The following is an 18844-nucleotide window of genomic DNA, read 5'->3' on the forward strand; positions in this document are numbered from 1 at the left end:
CTTTAAATAAAATAGTACTATGCAAAATTTCGCGAGGAGCTCTCCTTAATACCATTGATGCTTAGTAGTTTTATATACTTATTTATTTGGTCAGAAGTCGCATGGTCCTTATATCTCCAATATATAAGAAGACATTTATTGAATCTTTCTAAATTGCCTATTTGATTTGCTGTATAAGCTACGTCCAATAATTCATCTAAACCCTTTGGTAGCTGTAGACTTTCACACTGATAAAAAGCATATGCATAACGAAAATCTAAATACACCTTCTGCTTTAACCATGGTTCGGCATCTATTATCAACTCATCAATTTTATGTTGATATAAATCTAAGATTCTCTTAGCGTCATCTAAACGATTCAAGCGAATAAAAGCTTCAAGTACTTTTGGTAACCCAATATATATATCCTCTCTATCTTCTAGCCAATTGAGATACTGATCTACATACTCAAGATGTCCGTACTCTAAATAAGAAGCAAATCTATTTCCTATAGCCAAATCAGCAAAATAATCATTTACTTTTGCATATTTTTCTATAAGTTCTATTATTTCTTCTAGTGAGCCTCCAAGACGTGCAAGTGCAAAGCTTTTATACATAAGTGCTCTTCCATAATACTCTCCATCTTTAACCAATTTGTTTAACCTCTCTGCGTAATAAAGCACCTCTTCCCATTGCTCGCGCCTATAATAAAATGCAGATATACAAAAATATGCTTCCATCCTCACTTTTTTTGGCATGCAAAATAGATACTCCAACACAAAAGTCAATGCCTGCTGTCCATCCTCTGTCATTCTTAAAATATAAAAACGCCTAAAATAACTAATTGCCAATAGTTCTAGACTGTCCTTCGAATCACTTTTAATAATGATTTCGTACAAATACAAGGCTTTTTCTTCTTTACCAACTTTAAAAAGCTCCTCTGCGACAAAAAATATATAATTCAAATAATCGATTCGAGTCATAACTGATTTTTCAGTTGTCATAACATGTAATAGATTTTGACAATGTTCCTCATAACCATTAGAAAAACATTTAAATAAAAACTGTACACATTTACGCTTGTCCAATATTTCTTCTTCGTTAAAGCATTCCTCATAAAAGTAAGAATAAAGTGTACCTTCTTCCAACCCAATAGCTGCTGTAATGGCATCTAAATACTTTAGTGTAAGCAAGCGCTTATGATTGAAAATACGACTGATTTCACTAATATGTATACCTGACTCTTGAGCCAAATCTGTTTTTGTCCAGCCTTTCTCTCGGCATATACATTGAATTTCTTTAAATAGAGCTGCGTTCATACTTCTCACCCACCAATAATATTTACTTCTACTCATCCCCAAACGTAATAAACGGTCAATCCTCTTAAAGCAATTAAATTACAATTTCATTATAACGAGACTTGATATAATATTATTTCTGAAAAATATTGTCAATTTGCATTTAATCTTGTAAACATACTCTATTTTTATGGACAAGCAATCGAACAAGGGCTTTCCATTAGTCACATAATGACGCAAAGAGAACCCTTTAATTAGTTAATATTATATGAATCTACTTGATAACTTTAGATTATTGAATCAAACCTAGGCATTAAAAAACTCTTTTGCTGAAATACTAGAGAAAAGATTCATTTCTTCGTTTTAAATGATAAAAAAGGTAAGCATATACTCTACAAAGAATTGTTAATACAGGAAATAAAAAGGAGCTGATTAAATGAATGGAGTTTTAGATATTGTTATTTTTTGTAAAAACACAAACTCTTCTAAGAACTGGTATGAAAAAGTTGGATTTGAATATTTAAGAGGACACGATGGTATGTACTGGTTTAAAGCAGGGAATGGCGAGCTAATGCTCCATCCTACAGATACGCAATCCAATACTGATGCAGTCTTTCAATTAGTCGTAAATGAAGTCGATCCACTGTTTGAAAGTGTGTTGGAAAAAGAATTGACGCCATTAGATTTCTCAAATGGAGAAAAAGTCATCACAGAACCTACTGTTCAACCATGGGGTTTTAAGGAATTTTGCTTAAGAGACCCAGACGGTTACATATGGGCATTTGTTCAAAAATCATAATTAATTAAAGTATAAAGTAAGAAAATCCACAGGATAATTCATTTTTCATGTGGATTTTTCTTTATTTTTTTAGTTTTAGATTAACGAAATTACTTTGAAATATTCACTTCTTTTTTTAATAGCCTTCCTTGCTTTCTATACATAGAAAACGTTGACCAATTTGCAATGAATACACCGGATAATATTAGTATGCCACCAATCGCCATAATTGGTTTGATCGGTTCGTCCATTACGAAATAACCTAAGACACTTGCAATTAATGGTGATACATAAAGCCATGTTGAGGGGAAGACCGGGTTCGTTTTAGATAATAACCAACTGTATAATCCATGTCCCCCTATTGAACCTATAAATACAAGATACAATATTGGCCACACGGCGTCCCAAGAACTTAAACTTTCAATTTTCGGTTTTTCTAATAAAAACGAAACTAATAGTAGAAATATTCCACCATATAACATTTGAAAAGCATTGATTAAAAATGGCGATACAGTACTATATTCTGTTAATATTTCTTTTGAGGAAATCGATCCAAATCCGTAAAAAGCCTCTCCTAATAATACTGCGATACAAGCAGTAACCCATAAGTAAGAGACATGCTGACTTATCCCAGGTAAACAGACAAAAATTACACCTGCAAAAGCCATTAATAACGCTATTAGTTGTTTACGCTCAATTCCCTTATTATTTCTCCTTAATTGGAAAAGTAAAATCATCATTGGACCAGTTGCAGACAAAACTGCGGCTAACCCTGATGTTATATACTGCTCAGCCCAATATAATGTTGAAAATGTCATAAAAGTTAAGCAGAATCCAATATACATAATTCGTTTTGAAAAAATAAATTTCTTCACATTTACCCCTTTAAGTAGAAAATATAAAATGACAATCAGTCCCGCTAATGTAAATCGAATGCCGGCTGAAAATAATGGCGAAACGCCTGACTCAATTCCGAATTTTATTGCTAGAAAAGTTGTACCGAAAATCATGCAAATAAAAATATAATTAATAATGATCATTTCATCACCCCTTTGATAAAAGTATTATATTAAAGTCGGAGTATAACAGTATAATAGAGCATATAACAGTTAGCTCTTTTTCCATTGACGATTGATCTTTTTTAAATTAATTTATAACTAAAAAACTAGTGGTGAATATATGAAAATTCAAATCCATAAAAAATCAACAGTTCCGATTTATCTCCAAGTAAGCACTCAAATTGCAGGTAGCATTCAAAGTGGTCTACTTTTGCCTAACGAAAAATTACCATCTTTACGGATATTGGCAGAAGAACTTTCTATAAGCGTCTTAACTGTTAGAAAGGCTTATAAATGGTTAGAGACAAACGGTTATGTCACGGTGGAGCCAGGTAAAGGAGTATTTATTAGTAAGAAAGTAAAAAAAACAGCACAAGCCGATTCAAGTAATAACTGGCAACAGGCTTTAGGAATCAATATTGTAAGATCTCAATACTTAATAAATAGAGAACCGTTAAAGTATGATTTTTCAAAGGCAGTTGTGTATCCACGTCTGCTTCCTAATAAATTTTTAGCGGATGAAATGCAAAAACTTTTAAGAGATGATGCGTCTATATTAACAACCTACGGACCGGTTCAAGGAGATATTGAATTAAGATCGGAAATTATTAAACATTTATTTGAGTTTCAAAAAATACGTTCTAAAGCTGAAAACCTAATTATTACAAGCGGGGTTCAACAAGGAATTGATTTAGTAGCCCAAGCGCTATTAAAAACTGGGGATTCAATTATAGTCGAGAGTCCGTGCTATGGTGGTGCACTTGATATTTTTATAAATAAGGGGATTCATATAATACCTGTCGAGATGGATGAAGAGGGAATTCGATCAGACTTAATTGAAGATATGTGCATTAAATTTACACCAAAATTAATTTATGTTAACCCTACCTTTCAAAACCCAACTGGAATCTCAATGAGTAATGGTCGTAGAAAAGAATTAATTGAACTAGCACAACAGTATCATTTTTTTATTCTTGAAGACGATTCATTTAGTGATATTTATTTCGAAAAAGCATTTCAATATTACCCCATTAAGTATTATGATCAATCAGATCACGTCATCTACATTAAAGGATTTAGTAAAACTTTAGCACCCGGAGTTAGAATTGCCGCAATGCTGGCAAATGGACCGGTTCTGGAATGGCTACTTGCGGTAAAAGCTTCAATGGATGTGGGTAGCCCTTTACTAACACAAAAAGCGATTTTACCATTTCTACGGACCGATCGAATGCGAAGTCACGTTGAAAAACTACGAATTGCTCTACAAATTCGCCGTGATACAAGTGTTGAAATACTTTCATCTGTTAATGATCAATTAAATTTTCGGATACCTGATGGCGGCTTTAATTTGTGGCTTGCATTTCATAAAACCAATGTAGATATTTTTAATTTATTAAGAAAAGCTAATCATGAAAATATCTCATTCTTACCCGGTGTAGCATGTTTTAACAACAATACAGATATTTCTTCATTTCGGATTAGTTACTCACTAGTTAGCGAAAATGATTTAGCCGAGGGGTTAGAGAAACTACGCAATCTAATTAAACAAATATAAAACTATTGTAAAGGAAGGCCATTTAGAACAAGATGCTTAATTTCAAAAAAATAAACTTATTACCACTTGTCATAACCATGCCAGCAATGATAATCGGAGTACTTGCCATGATCAATAACCAAGTGCCCCCGTCCATTTACGGTCAAAATATTTTAATTGCTATTGTAGGAGGAATCATCTCATTTTTAGTACTGTGTAGAGATCAGAAATCTACAACGAAAAAGACAAATATCATTGTCATTACATGCATACTCATATTATTTTTACTTACCTTTTTGGACAAAGGATTATATGGTGTACATCGCTGGGTAGCAATTGGTCCAATAAGATTTAATATCGCTTTAGTTTTAGTTCCGTTATTAACAATTCAACTATCAAGCTTAATGAAATCAAAACCATTTTGGCTTACTTTTGGTTTTGCATTAGTCTTTACAGTATTATTACTTTTTCAACCAGATGCATCTCAACTAACAGCTTTTACGATCGCCATCTCATTTCTTTTACTAAATATGAAAAAGAATAAAAGCGTTCAATTACTCCTTTTAATTGTTTTTATACTTTTAATTATTTTAAGCTGGTCTCACTTAGATCAACTTGCCCCAGTTTCTTATGTTGAGGACATTTTAAGTTTAGTAAAGGAAATGGGAATCGGATGGCTAGTCTTTGCGGTAATCTCACTTTTTATTTTGCCAATGCCATTTTTCTTATTTCCGCCAAACAGTGCAAAACCATTATCGTTTAGTCTAGGGATTTATTTTTTAATTAGTATTCTTTCCACCTTTTTTGGAAACTTCCCTGTACCGATAATGGGTTATGGAACATCTCCTTTTATCGGTTACTTAATTGCTATTACTTGGTATGTATATAATAAAAAATGAACCATTAAAAAGGTTCATTTTTATTTTTCTCACCAATGAGATGGTCTTTTAAGTGTTGCTGGTATTCTAGTGTGATAATCTCCCTTTGCTGAGTTAATTTGAGCTTGAGTAAGAAAAATACTTCCTGAAAGGTCCGCACCACTCAAATTAGCATCACGTAAGTCTGCACCGATTAGATCAGAACCCCTTAAATCGGCTCCCTTTAAATCTGCAGCAATTAGATAGGCTCCTCTTAAGTTTGCTCCGATAAAATTCGCATCCTTTAATTTAGCACCAATAAAGTCTAAAGCTCTACCGGTAGCTTTTTGACGCTTCTTATTGTTGTTAAATTTTTTCAAAGCCACGGTCCTTGCTTGCTCACTAACACGTAAAAGTAAAGAGTTAACTTCTGCACGGTGGGCTATGATATCTAAGTTTTGTATTAGATTAGGGTCCATAAGTGTTAATTTTTCAGTTTCTTCTAATATTATTTTTATTTCATTATGAATCTCACTTGCAGCACTAATCGTCAAACTTTCATTTAAATACCAAAGCATTTCATGCAGTTGCTTCATAATTGGAAATACTTCATACATCTCATTAGCCAATTCTGGATTTTGTCGCCAGTCTTTTCCATTAAAGGTTACTTGTGATACTTTTTGTCCCGCTCCAAAGCACTCAAAAACAGTACAGCCTTTGAAACCTAACTCTCTTAAATTCTTGTGAACTCCGCAACGAAAGTCTGATTGTAAATTATGACAAGGTTTGCCTGCAATTTTATCATTAGCAAAATCAGCCGAGGCAGCAAAAGGTAATGCGACACAGCATAGACCAAAGCAACTCTCACATTCCGCTTTTAGAGCTTGATAACGCTCATTTACTAATCCTATATTTCCAATTTTACTAGCCACTCCCTGCGCCCCCTTCCCACTATATATAAACGACTAATATTTTTTATCGTAACATCGTAAATTTTTTTGGTCAAACATAGTTCAGCTTATTAAGTGCAACTTTCAACATTCATTAGGCGGTGTTCACTTTTCATTCTTTTAGCAATAAAAAACAGATAATTATATAAAATTATCTGCTTTAATGTACTTTATTTAATTGTTACATCTTTTAAAAATGGAACAAAGTTAATCCAAGTTTGACCTGGTGAAAGTTTTATTTCAGTTCCATCTAGTGTAAACGGAATGATTCGACCATCTACATTCTTCCATTGTATATTCATATACTTTCCATCAACAATATAATATCCTTTTCCTCCATGCTCGATATCAATAGAACGACGACCATAGCTATCAATAATTTTATGAGTCGCTTCTATGACTAAAATATTTTTAATATGAAGCTCTTTCCCGTTCAAAGCATCCTTTGCAACAATTCCATTTTGAACTCGCAGAAATTGTTTAGTTGAATTCGAATACTTGTAAGTCACATTATTTCTTGCATCATGAGAATATTTTATAAATACTTCACCAGCATTTTTCCAAGAGTTATCAAATACTAAGTCTTTCTGCGTAAAATCTAATGGAGTAACTTTTTCTGAATAAGAGTAATGTCTTTGAGCAACTCCTTTTTCAATACCCTCTTTCAAAATATAAGAATTGTGAGGTGCTTTTCTTGTCTTGTCTCTTTTAAATAACGTACCGTCGTAGATCAGTCCATTTAATGCATCAATCATTCCTGAATCCATCATTTGTTTCGCCTTAGGACTATTTCCGTGACATATAAATAATGCATGATAACCATTTGCCAAGTTGATGTAATAATCTCTCGCACTTCTCACGGGACCTATTTTCTCAGGTATATCGCTTTGAAAAATGGCTAGAAACCTTGTAATATCTCCTTCTGCTAAAATTTCATAAACCACATCAGCATTACTTAATCCACTTTGAGGTCTAGCTAAATAATAATTATTAACCATAACTGCAACAGGTCTTTGTTCACTAGCCTGACTTATTGGTAATCCACTTAAAGGAGCATAAATTGTATCAATTTCTCCTTTATCAATTACATGTTCATTCGAAGTATTTTTATCATCATTTTTAACTGTTTTTACAGACTTTTCGCCATGCTTACATCCTACTAGAAGCATACTTATCACAATTATTGATAAAATTTTCTTATGCATTGGCTCCCTCACAATCTGTTATTTTCTTAAATTGTATTAAATAACTTTTAAAATAGAAAGGATTTGTTAGAATTTTTCAAAAATAATACAACAGTCTTATATTCGAGGTTATTCCTTAATATATGAACTTGTTTTGTTTAATAATCAGCTTAAATTTGTTCTTATTTTATTTAATCTTAAATATTGTATAAAGATAAGAATGATTAGAGGAGTTGAAGCTATATGATTGTAGTTCATTATATCGAGAAAAACGTTGAACTATTAAACCAACTACTCAAAAATGTACCCTCTGAAGGAGATACTATTTCCATTAAAGGTCGAAAAGGTAAAGTATTAAGTGTTAATCAAATAAATGATAAACATGTGCATGTAATTGTAGAGCTAGAAGTTATTAAGAAAGTACAGGTTTTAGCAAAAGATGATAAAAAAAGAAGAAGATAAATTTCTAAAACTTAATGGGAGATGATTCCCATTATTTTTTTTGAATTTTTGTCCACTATCACAATTCATTTTTCCACTTAATACTATGAACTATACTGTCTAAATGGAATGTATTCCTTTTTCAAACTGTACTATTCATGATAAACTAGGAAAAGTTTTAGTAAATCAAAGTAATAAGGAGTTTTAATATGGAAATTAAGAATATCCATCATGTCGCTATCATTTGTTCTAATTATGAATTGTCTAAGCATTTTTACATAAATTTATTAGGTTGTAAGGTAATTAAGGAAACCTATCGAGAAGAGCGAGACTCTTATAAATTGGACTTAAGTATTGGAGAAAATGGACAAATTGAGCTATTTTCATTTCCCAATCCACCGAAACGACTTACAAATCCAGAAGCAGTTGGGTTACGCCATTTAGCCTTTACTGTAACTAATATAGAAGAAAGTATTCAATACTTAAAACAAAATGCTGTCTATGTAGAACCAATTCGAATTGACGAGTTAACAAATAAAAGATTTACATTTTTCCATGATCCCGATGGCTTACCATTAGAATTGTATGAAGAGTAGATTTTGAAAAACAAAACCCAATCTTAATAAAAGATTGGGTTTTGTCAGAGTGATGAAATATAAAATGGTCAATAGGGAAAACGGACATTAAATGAACATTTATTAATGATGAAATTATCATTTTTTGGATGTTCTATTAATCGTTTTAAATGATAATATGTTAGAGCAATTTTATGATTCTAATAACACTAGTAATGTTTTTTTAGAAGTTAAAAATTTTATGGGCTAATTTTTAGAAAAATATATTCAATTGCTTAGTTTAATTAATGTTAGAAATTAATTGACCTACAAACTGATTATTAAACAACTGCTAGGTTACTCTAAGTAAAGGCTATTTGATTAGGATTTATTGCAGACTTTTTTNNNNTCCTTTTACGAAAATTTGGTACTTTAATTGACAAGGATCTTTTTCAACAGCTTGACAAAACCCAATCTTAATAAAAGATTGGGTTTAAATGTAAGATTATGTTTTGTTTTTTTCTCTTTTTTCTCGATTCTTAAAGAGAAACCTTTATCTTATCTGTTAAATTAAATGTTTCACCATTAATTTCTAATGATACTGGTGGACCATATTCCTTTGTGACTGTTATCGTTTTTTTGGCAATTGTTATTTCTAGTCTTGCTCCTTGCCATAGTAAAGGAAAACTCATTTTATCCCAATTTGTAGGTAATTTCGGATCAATTTTTAAACGATTTATGTCCATGGAGATATTTGCAAAGCCAAAGATTGCTACTAGCCAATTTGCTCCCATAGGCGCAGCATGAATTCCATCATCTGATGATTTTGGATTCGGTCCTAAATCGATTAAACATCCTTCTTGAAATAATTGGTAAGACTCTTCCCCGTAGTCACATCTTGCAGCAACAATTGCATGAATTGCTTTACTTGTTGGAGAATCATGAACAGTACGCTCTTCGTAGTATTCTAAATTCTTTTTAGCGATTTCCGTTGAGAACAAATCCGGGAAAAGATAGAGCAACATGACAACATCAGCTTGTTTTAACACTTGTAGTTCGTATAGTTCTTGTAGGGAATAATCTAATAGAATATCCCGACTTGCAATGGATTGTCTATATTCAGTTAAATCAATCTCGGGTTTACTTAAAAATGTATCATCTTGCGGGATGACATTTTCATCATTTTGGTTTGGTAAATATAATCGTTTTAAAAAATCAGTACACTTTTGCTTTAATTCTGCATCAGGATCATTATATTTTTCCATATAATTTAACGCATTCTGCACATTATAAAAAGCCATGTAATTCGTATAAGCATTATTATCTACTTGATCTGTGTATTCGTCTGGACCGATGACATTTTTAATGATTAAATCGCCATTTGTATCAGTGGGCCTACTCACCCAAAAGCGTGCAGTTTCTTTGAGTAGTTCAAGTCCATCATTGGCCATAAAGCTTTCATCTAGGGTATTTTCATAATATTGTACGACAGCAAATGCAATGTCAGCTACAATATGTTCACTTGATTTTGCTAAATTTGAGCTTTGTACGATCTCGGGTTTTGTATTATTCACTGAACCTTTTTGTGTTTCTTCTTTTCCGGAAAAAGCACTTGCCCAAGGAAATAAAGTACCCTCATAACCTGATTGGAATGCATTTACTTTTGCTTCTTTAATATGATGATATCGATATCTTAGTAATCTTTTAGCAATCTCTGGTTCAGTAAACAAGTGAAACGGTGCAATAAACATCTCTGTATCCCAAAATATTAAACCATTATTGCCCTCACCAGTTAATCCCCTTGCGCCTATACTCAATCGATCATCATGACAAGGAGTCATTACTTCTATGTGGTACAAAGAAAAATCTAGAGCTAACTGATCTGCCTGTTCCTTTGATGTTATGACTACTCTTTTTTGCTTCCAAAAATCCTGCCATTTGATAGTCGTACTATTTCTCAAATTATCATAACCCTCTGATAAATATTTCTGTACAGTATTAACACTAGCTGCAGAAGGTTCTTCCCGTAACATATCATTAGATGTATAAACTGAGCTAATTTTTGAAAACTCAACAGGTCGATCAACTACGAGATCTTGTGTAATTGAGGCTAGAAGCTGATTATTCAACGTAAAATATGAAACTTCACTCTCATCAGGAGTTACACAGCATGTTGCGATAGCAATTTTATGTTTAGTCTCCGTAGTTTGATAAACACCATGCATAATTCTATTATCCATTATTCTTACTAATTCTTCTGTAAGTTCATTCTTTTGTTGACTGACACACTCCGCATTAATACCTGTTTTTATTTTAATTTTGGCATTACAATCTAAAGCTGTGACAGTAATTTTTGAAGCAAGTAAATGTAAATCATCCTTTGAAACGAAACGCTGAAACAAAAAGTGGAATCGATTTCCATCTTTATTCTTCCAAATTACCTCTCTTATTAATTCGCCAGTCAGCATATTTAATTTTCGATCATAAAATGTAAATTGACCAGTTACATTCGAAAAAATATCACCATTTATTTCAATTTCCATTCCAATTAGATCTGGAAGATTCACAATCTTTGTCGTTTGACTTGGAGATAACTGATTATAGATACCTGCTATATACATCCCCCTAGTTTGTCCTTCATAGTCTTCTTCATGACAAGATCTCAGACCTAAGTAACCATTACCTAATGCCATTAAACTTGCATATTTATTAATTAATTGCTCGTCAAATTCTTTTTCAGTAATCATATTTACTTCATTCATATAGTTAAATTCTCACCTTTATAAAAATTCATATAGTAAAAGTTTGCAATAAATCTTCTTATTTTAAACTTGATATTATAAAAAATAATGGCTGATTTGTTAAAAATAAGATTACTGACAATAAAAAAAATCGTGTCACTATTTCTAACACGATTTTTTCTTACAGTTCATTATTAATTTTTTGCGAGAGTTAATTGCCAAGATACACCATATTTATCATTCACCCATACAAACTTTTCACTGAATGGATATGATTGTAAAGGCATTAATACTTCACCGTCTTGACTTAATTGTTTGTATGCATTTTCAATTTCTTCATTTGTTTCACAAGTCACATATAATGAAACAGCTGGTGTAAACGTAAATTTATGTTTAACGGTACTATCAATGCACATAAATTGTTGGCCGTTTAATGTGAAAGTAGCATGTATTACTTTCCCTTCAAATTCACCCATATCTGCTCCATAACGCTTAATATTCACAACCTCTGAATCGTTAAAAAGTGACATATAAAAATTCATTGCTTCTTCTGCTTGTCCTTCAAACATTAAAAACGTTGTAATTTTTTGCATTAAAGTCAACTCCCTTTTCATTTATATTAAAAATTCATTGTTTAAACAATCTTGGTTTATAGTGATTTCATTTCTTCGTTTAATTTGTTAAAAATACTGCGCAGATCCTCTTTAGAAACTGTTGAATATAAATCTCCAATACTAATTTCGCAATAACAAACTTCCTCATTAACTGGTCTTAAGTTACCGGTAATACCAATTTTTGTTTCTTCATGAATAGATTGTAGTATGTTTTTAACCTTTTCGATCGGAGCATTAAAATGGACATGAAACATATTAGAAACAGGGATAGTTGGGACAGTATTGATTGCTTGGCAACTATTAAAAAATTTGGCTAACTCTACTGCATCTTCATAGTATTGCCCCATCCTATTTGCTCTTTGATCAAAATAATAATTTGCACTTATTATGTAAGGATAAAGACTAATTAAATCTCCTCCATGTCTTCTTTTCCAAACTTTCGATTCGTCGATAAAATCTCGGTCACCAGCAAGAATTGCTCCTGCTACTCCACCGACGCCTTTATAAAATGACATATAAACACTATCAAATAAGCTACATAATTCAGAAACTGTCTTATTATAGTATGGGAGAATTTCCAATAATCTAGCACCATCTAAATGCAATTTAATTCCCTTTTCACGGCAGTATGAAGAAATCGATTCTAGTGTTTCATATGATGGTAGTTGTCCCCCAATTTCTCGTTGTGGTAATTCTAGTAATAAACAAGAGATTTCCTCATCCATTGCTAAAACATCCTCTAACTTAATAACACGACTTTTATCCGCTAGTAAAATAGGCTGTATATTATGTAATTTTTTCAAACCATCTTCTTCATGAATTTCTAAATGTGATAAAGGATGATAAGCAACTTTATTAATTCCTTTTTGATCGCACCAAATTCTTAATGCGATTTGCTGCGCCATCGTACCACTTGGAAAAAACACTGCTGATTCCTTACCTAAAAACTCTGCCATTTTGTTTTGAAAATCTTCAATAAAATTCCCTGCACCATAAAGATCGCTTTCTTCACTACCATTGAATTCGTTTAGAGCATCCTTTAGTACTTGGATATTTCTGAATCCATTACCTGCTAATTGTTGGTTTGTATTTTTAAACGATTCTATAAAAGGATTAATGTTATTCAAATTGAACTCTTCCTTCCGACTATTTAATTTACTGTTATCCCACTTAAAAAAATTCTCCATAACGACCAATAAATCCTTGAATCTTATAAAATTAGTAAGTTAATCGATAGACTAAAAATCTTTCATTTTGATTTTTCGTATAAGCATCTGCTAATAGGATCTCTTGTTTTAATTCAAAGGCAGTCTGGTTTTCTAAAAAATAAATATAATCATCCGAACTATAATACAAAATGATTTCAACATTTCTTTTTGTTTGCTCAACTGAAATTAAAATATTATTTATGATATTCATAAAAATTTGGATTGAAAATGGATTAAAAAAATAGAAACAATTATCTAATGGATTAACTTGATAATCTTCAGCCAAGCAGCAATAAAACAGGATCTTGTCTTCGCTTGTCTTTGTTTTTTTTATGTAATTCTTTTTATTTTCAATCGCTTCATTATAATATTTTTCACTCATTTCAATTCCAACAACAGTAGCATTAAATAAGCTATTTATATAGAAATTTAATCTTCCTTTACCGCATCCGAAATCAACTATTCGGTCATTGCTGGAGAGTATGTATTGTTTAAATAGTTGTTGTAAAGCGCTATAAGGTGTTGGCTCATATCGATGATAATGAAAAGATTCATTAAATCCTTTTTGCTCTCCCTCTGTTTTTATATTCAGTAGGTTATCATAATACTTATCGTCCATTTTTCCACGACCATTCGAACTAATATTTTGTAAATATCTTTATCATACCGTTTCTAAATAGTTCAGTCTAACCTTACAAAAAGAAGCGTGTTATTTAAACACGCTTTAACTTAAACTTCTTACCCGCTCCAATATATTGTAATAGCGATAGATCGTCTTCAATAATCATTCCTATTACATTTACTTTCTCATCGCTTGGTAGATTAGTAAGCATAATTTGTAGTTCTCCTCCATATCTGCCATATAATTCATTATCGATTGTAATAGAACCCCTGTTTCTTATGATCATATTTGCTGGTTTTAGACTATTCTCGCCAAAGCTACCGTATAATCTAGATTCCATTGATCGAATACAATCGCGTGCAGGGTCTTCGCGATTCGTGTGGACTTGCTCCACTATGGAAAGGGTTTCTTCTTCTTGTGTATACGGTCTATATCTTAATTCAATAAAATCCTTTGTTCTCGAAAGTGCTTCCATCGTTTCTATTTTTATACTAATATCACCAACTAAAACTTTATCAATGTAACAGTTTTGAGTTAGGTCTAAGTAAGCTAGCAGTGGGTTAATTCCACGATGCTTTTCTAATGTTGGTAGTCCTTTAAAAAGTGGTCCTCTCATTTCATCATTTCCTGGAATAAATGCCATTGTTGAAATACCAAAGTTTTTTAACCATTTGTTTTTTTCGATTAAATAAGTTGTTGCTAATCCGGTTTCTGGGCGGGGATAAAAATTATGCCAAGCCTCTACATTTTTAGTTTGTAATCCATATTTAAGTAATTCGTCTAAAAATGCAGGCGTAAGTGTACTAGCATTAAGTGCAATCTTCATTTTTTTAGAAAGATCTGCTATTTGTTTTTCATTTAATCCGTAATCTACTCGTAATCCAGTAACTCCCCAATTTTGTAATTCGCTGACGTTTGAGTAATCTAACCCTAAATGTGTAAGTGTTTTTGCTGAAATATCTGCCATAAGCTCCATATCATTTTCTATTGCCCATGTACCTAGTAGTTGAAGAAGTTTTTTATAAGTTGAAGGGTCATCTTCTGGTATGTGTAGTGATGTAAAGATTGAATGAAATCCATTTTGTTTTGCTATTTCGATATATTTTTTATTGTTCTCAATATTTTTTTCAGATAAATAGATTGATATACCTAGCATAGTCTCTTTCCTTCTTCCTACTATTAGATTTATACTATTTGGTTATCATTTTAAACTTCCGAAATAAAAAGTCAATATAATACATTATATATACGAAATTTTATTTCATATTAAAGTAATATATTCTTAGTTTGTCTAGTGTTTTCCTATTAATCACTTAAAAACAAAAAAAGAAAGACAACATTAAGTTGCCTTTCTTAAGTTCATTATTATTTATAAACTACGATTGATCCAACTGATTTGTCAGTAGATTGACCATTAACTCGAACTTTTAATCCAAAGTGTCCGATGTTACGACCAGCATCTGGTAAGAATGCATTATTGTAGTCTTTGCTATCATTAAATAATGAGATACCTTCTAGACTTGGAGATACTAACGATCCTGTAGGTGCAACAACATTATACCCTGATGTTGGATTTAATCCGAATGCTGCATCCGCAACAGCGTATCGTGAAACTGCTTGATCACCATAGCTCCATAATAAATTCGTATCATCGTGTGCATCTACAACACCTAAGAAACCGTCTCCTGGGTGAATACCTGTCCAGTTTTCTGTAAATGTATCATCGACATACCATACTACTAAACCGCCATCATAGCTTACTAAAGAGTTTCCGCGTTTAATATGAGCTAAACCTTCGTCAGCACCTTTTTGGTTACGCCATTCTAATAAGTAGTAATGATCTGAATATTTGTTACCATCAAACTTAGTAAATCCTTTTAAAGTAAATGGAGAAGTTGCATTTTCAGCACCATCATCAACAATTGTAGCTCCATCTGCTACTACTTTAATATTGTCAGCAAAGAATCCAACGTTCGAAGTACCCCAGTCAGTTGCAGAACGTAAACGAAGCTGAATTTTTTGGCCTTTATATGCTGATAAATCAAAGCTTTGTGCTTCCCATCCATTTGATTTTCCAGTGAAACCAGGCATCGAATTTAAGATTGTTGGATATCCTTCAGCTACAACATCACTTCTAGTGTGGCCGTTTCCTAATGATTTCCAAGTTGCTCCATTATCAGTTGAAACTTGAACAAATGCGAAATCCCATTGTGCTTCCATATCGTACCAAGCATCAAAAGTTAATGTTGCTGAAGCTTTTCCTGTTAAATCTACATTTGTTACTAAACTATTATCCATTTCATCTGCTTGTCCACCCCAATACTCATAAGTGCCAGCAGCTGGTTTATTAATAGGTGTTACTTTTTTCGGTAAATTCACTTGAATTGCTTGGTTGTTTTGACCAAGTGGTGAATTTGCTTGATCTAATAAGAATTGAGTACCTTTTGTAGATACATCTTCCCAATTTACAACAGTTGGGTTAGTCCATTTTCCACCTAAAGTTGATTGGAAATATGATTTTGCCCAAGGAGAGAAACCTGTTGGCTCTGTTCCAGGGATTTTTCCTGCCCAAGAACCAGCTGACATGATTGACCAATATTCAACAGCTTCACCAGCACCTGAGTAGATTGTATCGTACTCATCTGGTAAACCTAAATCATGACCGTATTCGTGTGCGAATACACCTGTTGCACCGTCTTCAGCCATCATTGTGTAGTCATAGAATCCTGGTTTACCTTTTCCAAGTCCATCTGGATCTACGAATTTAGCAGAACGATGTGACCAAATTGCATTGTCTCCAAGTGTTCCACCACCAGCATCTTGTCCCATACCTGAGTGAATAATTTGTAGGTGATCTACTAAACCATCTGGCTCCCAGTAGTTTCCATCGCCATCTAAATCATGTGGATCTTCTAAATCATAATCTTGTAAAGGAATTCCAGCAGCTATTGCAGCATTATAAGTATCGACTACTAATTGTTTTGATCCACCTGGTGTTACATTATCATGTCCAGTTGCAGAATCCTTTCCGTAATATGCTGCAGTACCAGGTACTTTTAACCAACCGTAAGCTTTACCATCAATCGTATAAGTTCCACCAGATTGTTGTTCATAATATTGTTTTTGTGAAAGGAATGTTTCACCGTTTGGACCTTTCACTCCATTTTTACCAAAAATCAAATCTTCATAGTGTTGTGTATTGTAATCAGTATAGTAATTGTTTGTATCTTCCTTCTTTAGATTATTATGAGGAAAATCAGAATACTCTACCATTAATGTTAAAAGTTTACCCTTCTTTTGAACACCTGGAGAAGCTGATTCCGAAACTGGATCAGGAGTACCTTTTAATTGACCATTTTTCTTACCGTTTCCGTGTAATAGGCCATTATTAAAGTCTTTAAATTCACCATGTTTAGCAGCTTCTGCTTTTTTTACTTTGCTAGCAATTGGATCTTTTTCTGTTACTAGATCCGCTTGACCTTTAACCGCTAAATAATTCTGTAATGCGGCTTGTTTCTGAGCTTGAGAAGCATTTGCAGAAATCACCCCACGTTTAACTAATGCAGCTAATAACTCTTCGTCATTAACTAACGATAAATCTAAAGTACTTTTTGAATGCTTAGCCAATGCACTATGTACTTTACTTAAGCTTTCAGATGATGCTGTTTTTAATGGAAGTCCAGAAAATAAAGTTCCGGCAACCATTACTGATGCAAAACTAGTTACGACAAACTTGTTCAAAATAAGCCCCCCTTAATAATTTTCAAAGTACATTTTAATAATATTCTAAAAATTCTAAGGATTATAGAGGGTTTTATTCATCAAATACTTACAAAATTCACAATAATTTTACAAAAAAAATACTTTACTACATAAAAGCTCGTCGAATTTCGTCAGTTTTTATAACTTGCTTTTTCGACATTGCGTTCTTTAGTCTTATATTATTCTTTTAATCTAATTTTTAAAATTAGCACTTTAGAATTATTAAAATCACATTAAAACTAAAAATAAAAAAGTAATACATGTAATTGTAACTATATACAAAAATTACCTTCTTCAAATCTTGACATTTTTTTCCTTTTCCAATATAAAAAGAAGATAAGTCAAAAATTCACCTTTGCTTATCTTCCTTGAATCGTTATTAAAATTGGACTACCTTCTTAACTTGCCTGCTTCTTCACTATACTCATGAAGTTTACTAGATACTTTGTTACCAATTCGGTTAAAGCATATGACATATAATGAATCGATTATATTTTGCTGGGCCATTTTAGAGGCAATACTTCCTATTCGATTATCTTGTTCCATATCAGGTGTGCAAAGCTTGATATCAGCTTCCTTAAATAACGGAGACTTGCCAAGCTTAGTAATCGCAATGATCGTTGCTCCCTTTTTCTTAGCAAAGCGAGCAAGCTCTAATACATCCTTTGTTTTCCCTGAATTAGAAACGGCAACAAAAATATCGCCTTCCTCCATATGACCTACTAAAGTGATCACCATATGGAAGTCAGGAGACATAATCGCATGGTAGCCAATTTTCCCAAATTTATATGCTCCGTCCATAGCTGATACAGCTGAACCGCCTACTCCATAAAATATAATTTTCTTAGCTTTTACAATTTCTTCAGTTGCTTTATCTAATTCTCTTTTATCTAAAGTTGATACCGTCGCTTCAATAGCCGCTTTATTTACATAAGTTACTTTATTAAATAAATCATACGGTGTGTCTTTCTTATCCATTACAGAAAAATCATTAATATTCATTTCAGCTACAGTCAAATCTCGAACTAATGCTATTTTAAAGGCTTTAAAACTACCGATTCCTATTGTTTTACAAAATCTAACAACACTTGCTTCACTAGCTCCAGTATTATTAGAAATATCTTTAGTCGTTAAGTTTGGTACAATTTCAGCATGATCCATTATATAAACAGCGATTTTCTTTTCGGCCTGCGTAAATCGATCCATATAATTTTCAATTTTTGATAAGATTGTTAAATGTTTCATTTACTAAACACCTTTCTGT

The 18844-nt window shown here is 32.4% G+C and carries 16 protein-coding genes; 5 read left to right on the top strand and 11 right to left on the bottom strand.

What is annotated here, in order from left to right:
• Positions 1-17: 17 nt before the first annotated feature.
• Complete coding sequence (locus ABEY15_RS02995) at positions 18-1298, bottom strand: helix-turn-helix domain-containing protein (protein ID WP_429888354.1); 1281 nt, start codon at positions 1296-1298, stop codon at positions 18-20.
• A 415-nt stretch (positions 1299-1713) separates the two neighbouring features.
• Here ABEY15_RS02995 and ABEY15_RS03000 point away from each other — a divergent pair, with 415 nt between their 5' ends.
• Positions 1714-2076 (top strand): VOC family protein, encoded by a 363-nt coding sequence (locus ABEY15_RS03000; protein ID WP_429888355.1) that lies wholly within the window; start codon positions 1714-1716, stop codon positions 2074-2076.
• 89 nt (positions 2077-2165) lie between these two features.
• Here the strand turns inward: ABEY15_RS03000 and ABEY15_RS03005 are convergent, their stop codons facing one another.
• Positions 2166-3095 (bottom strand): DMT family transporter, encoded by a 930-nt coding sequence (locus ABEY15_RS03005; RefSeq protein ID WP_429888357.1) that lies wholly within the window; start codon positions 3093-3095, stop codon positions 2166-2168.
• 139 nt (positions 3096-3234) lie between these two features.
• On the opposite strand from ABEY15_RS03005, the gene ABEY15_RS03010 reads away from it, so the two are divergent.
• Both ABEY15_RS03010 and ABEY15_RS03015 read left to right on the top strand, forming a co-directional pair.
• Positions 3235-4668 carry a PLP-dependent aminotransferase family protein gene (locus tag ABEY15_RS03010; protein WP_429888358.1) on the top strand — a complete coding sequence of 478 codons (1434 nt, stop codon included), beginning with the start codon at positions 3235-3237 and terminating at the stop codon, positions 4666-4668.
• Between the two features lie 32 nt (positions 4669-4700).
• Complete coding sequence (locus tag ABEY15_RS03015; RefSeq protein ID WP_429888359.1) at positions 4701-5546, top strand: FtsW/RodA/SpoVE family cell cycle protein; 846 nt, start codon at positions 4701-4703, stop codon at positions 5544-5546.
• Positions 5547-5575: 29 nt separating this feature from the next.
• Here the strand turns inward: ABEY15_RS03015 and ABEY15_RS03020 are convergent, their stop codons facing one another.
• Together ABEY15_RS03020 and ABEY15_RS03025 are read right to left on the bottom strand one after the other, a co-directional pair.
• Positions 5576-6436 carry a pentapeptide repeat-containing protein gene (locus ABEY15_RS03020; RefSeq protein WP_429888361.1) on the bottom strand — a complete coding sequence of 287 codons (861 nt, stop codon included), beginning with the start codon at positions 6434-6436 and terminating at the stop codon, positions 5576-5578.
• A gap of 188 nt (positions 6437-6624) precedes the next feature.
• Entirely contained in the window at positions 6625-7659 is a 1035-nt protein-coding gene (locus ABEY15_RS03025) for a DUF3048 domain-containing protein (protein ID WP_429888363.1), read from the bottom strand.
• Between the two features lie 222 nt (positions 7660-7881).
• On the opposite strand from ABEY15_RS03025, the gene ABEY15_RS03030 reads away from it, so the two are divergent.
• On the top strand, positions 7882-8100 hold the full coding sequence (locus tag ABEY15_RS03030) for a hypothetical protein (protein ID WP_056468254.1): 219 nt from the start codon (positions 7882-7884) through the stop codon (positions 8098-8100).
• Between the two features lie 188 nt (positions 8101-8288).
• On the top strand, positions 8289-8675 hold the full coding sequence (gloA2, locus tag ABEY15_RS03035; protein WP_429888365.1) for an SMU1112c/YaeR family gloxylase I-like metalloprotein: 387 nt from the start codon (positions 8289-8291) through the stop codon (positions 8673-8675).
• A gap of 497 nt (positions 8676-9172) precedes the next feature.
• Here gloA2 and ABEY15_RS03040 read toward each other — a convergent pair whose 3' ends face one another.
• The 7 genes from ABEY15_RS03040 to ABEY15_RS03070 all read right to left on the bottom strand — a co-directional run bounded on the left by ABEY15_RS03040 (position 9173) and on the right by ABEY15_RS03070 (position 18825).
• A complete protein-coding gene (locus ABEY15_RS03040) occupies positions 9173-11395 on the bottom strand; it encodes a glycoside hydrolase family 65 protein (protein WP_429888367.1) in 2223 nt (740 codons plus the stop codon).
• 173 nt (positions 11396-11568) lie between these two features.
• Entirely contained in the window at positions 11569-11967 is a 399-nt protein-coding gene (locus tag ABEY15_RS03045) for a VOC family protein (protein ID WP_429888369.1), read from the bottom strand.
• 56 nt (positions 11968-12023) lie between these two features.
• On the bottom strand, positions 12024-13115 hold the full coding sequence (locus ABEY15_RS03050; RefSeq protein ID WP_429888371.1) for a threonine aldolase family protein: 1092 nt from the start codon (positions 13113-13115) through the stop codon (positions 12024-12026).
• Between the two features lie 91 nt (positions 13116-13206).
• Positions 13207-13815 (bottom strand): methyltransferase domain-containing protein, encoded by a 609-nt coding sequence (locus ABEY15_RS03055; protein WP_429888372.1) that lies wholly within the window; start codon positions 13813-13815, stop codon positions 13207-13209.
• 94 nt (positions 13816-13909) lie between these two features.
• Positions 13910-14974, bottom strand: coding sequence for a DUF871 domain-containing protein (locus ABEY15_RS03060; protein ID WP_429888373.1), 1065 nt, complete (start codon positions 14972-14974; stop codon positions 13910-13912).
• A gap of 209 nt (positions 14975-15183) precedes the next feature.
• Positions 15184-17559, bottom strand: coding sequence for an immune inhibitor A domain-containing protein (locus tag ABEY15_RS03065; protein WP_429888374.1), 2376 nt, complete (start codon positions 17557-17559; stop codon positions 15184-15186).
• A 411-nt stretch (positions 17560-17970) separates the two neighbouring features.
• Complete coding sequence (locus ABEY15_RS03070) at positions 17971-18825, bottom strand: MurR/RpiR family transcriptional regulator (protein WP_331224481.1); 855 nt, start codon at positions 18823-18825, stop codon at positions 17971-17973.
• Positions 18826-18844: the final 19 nt, after the last annotated feature.

The sequence above is a fragment of the Gottfriedia acidiceleris genome, assembly GCF_050457485.1.
GTDB classification, from domain to species: domain Bacteria; phylum Bacillota; class Bacilli; order Bacillales; family Bacillaceae_G; genus Gottfriedia; species Gottfriedia acidiceleris_D.